The organism is Bacillus rhizoplanae (assembly GCF_917563915.1).
In the GTDB taxonomy this organism is placed as follows: domain Bacteria; phylum Bacillota; class Bacilli; order Bacillales; family Bacillaceae_G; genus Bacillus_A; species Bacillus_A rhizoplanae.
In genome coordinates, this window is record NZ_CAKJTI010000074.1 from 1 (window position 1) to 2,168 (window position 2,168).

At 34.4% G+C, this 2,168-nt stretch carries 2 protein-coding genes; both read left to right on the top strand.

Going from position 1 to position 2,168, the window contains the following annotated elements; genetic code table 11:
- Positions 1 to 252 precede the first annotated feature (252 nt).
- Positions 253 to 1,068, top strand: a complete 816-nt coding sequence (gene blaOXA / locus LRP84_RS22275; RefSeq protein WP_230577075.1) for a class D beta-lactamase — start codon at positions 253 to 255, stop codon at positions 1,066 to 1,068.
- A gap of 267 nt (positions 1,069 to 1,335) precedes the next feature.
- A complete protein-coding gene (locus tag LRP84_RS22280) occupies positions 1,336 to 1,713 on the top strand; it encodes an FAS1-like dehydratase domain-containing protein (protein ID WP_230577076.1) in 378 nt (125 codons plus the stop codon).
- Positions 1,714 to 2,168: the final 455 nt, after the last annotated feature.

Genomic DNA, 2,168 nt, shown 5'->3' on the forward strand with positions numbered 1-2,168 from the left:
GAATTCATCCATCAATTGTTTGGACTTGCAGCATAAGATACGATTCCGTTAGGAATATATGCGCTTTATTCTCTTTTATTTTATTTTTGCACCAGAACCCCATCAGGTGACTTGCGCATGGGCAAACGCTTACTTATCAAGGGAATAAATTGTGCTAAGTTGAACCCTCTTGGCATCTAAGATTTTATTATTGAATTTTCTGAATTTTAATAATAGAATATACCTGTCAAATAATTTAATGAGGTGTCTGAAATGAGAAAATTGATTTACCTGTCCATTTTTTTACTGTTTACAGGGATAATAAGTTTTACAGCTCAAGCTCAAACACCAAGTAAAGAAGTTACTTCTAAAGAAAAACTTAACGTTAAAAAATTAGATGTCGCTGAATTTTTCTCTGATCATAATGGAACGTTTATATTACGTGATGTTAAAACTGGAGAAACCTTTGTCTACAATCAGGAAAGAGCTAACACAAGACAACCCCCGGAATCTACATTTAAGGTCCCTAATGCCTTAATTGGGTTACAAGTCAAAGCTGTTCGAGATGAGTATGATGTAAAACGATGGGATGGCGTAAAACGTGAATTTGATACATGGAACCGTGATCATACCCTTGGATCGGCTATGCGTGAATCAGCTATTTGGTATTACCAGGAAATGGCTAGGGATATTGGAGAGCAACGCATGAATGATTGGATACAAAAAATCTCGTATGGAAACGAGGATATTAGTGGAGGAATCGACCATTTCTGGTTAAGCAGCTCTTTAAAAATTAGTCCTCTTGAACAAGTTGATTTTATCGAGAAGTTGTATAAAGAAGAACTTCCGTTTGATAGACCTGTAATGAAAACTGTAAAACGAATGATGATCCAAGAAGAAGGGGATTACTACACACTTTATGGGAAAACGGGGACAAGATTGTCTGATTTAGGATTAGGCTGGTTTGTTGGATTTATAAAAATAGACAATCGTTCTTATGTTTTTGTAACAAACATTGATGGTACGGGTACAAAAGCTAAAAACATCACATTGGATATCTTAAAGAAGTACCGCTTAATTACAGAATAAAAAGGATATCATGTACTGAATTTTGAATACATGATATCTATATAAAGTAAGCAGATGTCGATTTGAAACAAAGTCGTACCGTTTTGAAAAAAGTTTAACCGTTTATAAAAAAGATGAACCGAAATAATCTAATTTCGGCTTTTCTTATTGAACTATAGTTGCAGTTTAGCTCAAGAAGGATTTCTTGAATTTGTATGAAATATATTACCTTAAAAGGTCTGGTGTAATATTTACATTGTTATTAACCAGACAATGGAGGAGATTGAAATGTCATTAAAAGCAGGAGACATAATTACGTTTGAACGAACTTTTACGGTAAGGGATGTTGAATTATTTACTGAGATTTCAGGTGATGAAGGAATTCACCATATAACCCCAGATGAACAAGGAAGACTTGTCATTCAAGGGTTACTAACGGCAACTTTGCCAACAAAAGTAGCCGGAGATAATAACGTACTGGCTCGTAGTACGAGTTTTGAGTTTTTAAGACCTGTTTTTACGGGAGATACAATAGTTTGTAGAGTTAAAATTGAGAAATACGAAAGACAAGAAAATAATAGAACAGCTTTTGTTGCATCCTTTTTATGTGAAAATCAGAATGAAAAAGAAGTATTGAAAGGAGATGTATCAGGCGTAATTCTTTAAACTTTATTTAATTATCGGGAGCAGTATCGACAGCTCAAGACTTTCATTTGACGGTCTTTTCTTAGTGTGCCTGGCATGAGTGCAATCTCTAGGGTAAAGTCCTGAACCTCGAAGACATTAGTAGGGGGTAGCTTAAGACAAGTGTGTTCGTGGCGACGCGGAATTCCTTAAACTATCAGGTGCTTTTTTGAAATACGACTTAGCAAAAATAATCAAACTTTTTTATAAAAATTGTTTATATATTAACAAGAAAAGACTTCATTTTGATCAATCTTTTTTCAAAATGAGGTCTTTCTATTTGTGGTTAGGTCAAGATTAATGTGAAGTGTTTAATCAAACTTTATTTAAAAGCTACAACAGAGCTCAAAGAACGCATCAATTTCTTGCGAAATCAACAAGAAAAAGCATTTGTGGACTCTAGGATTAAACGGGACGAGAACAATCAAAATGCCGTC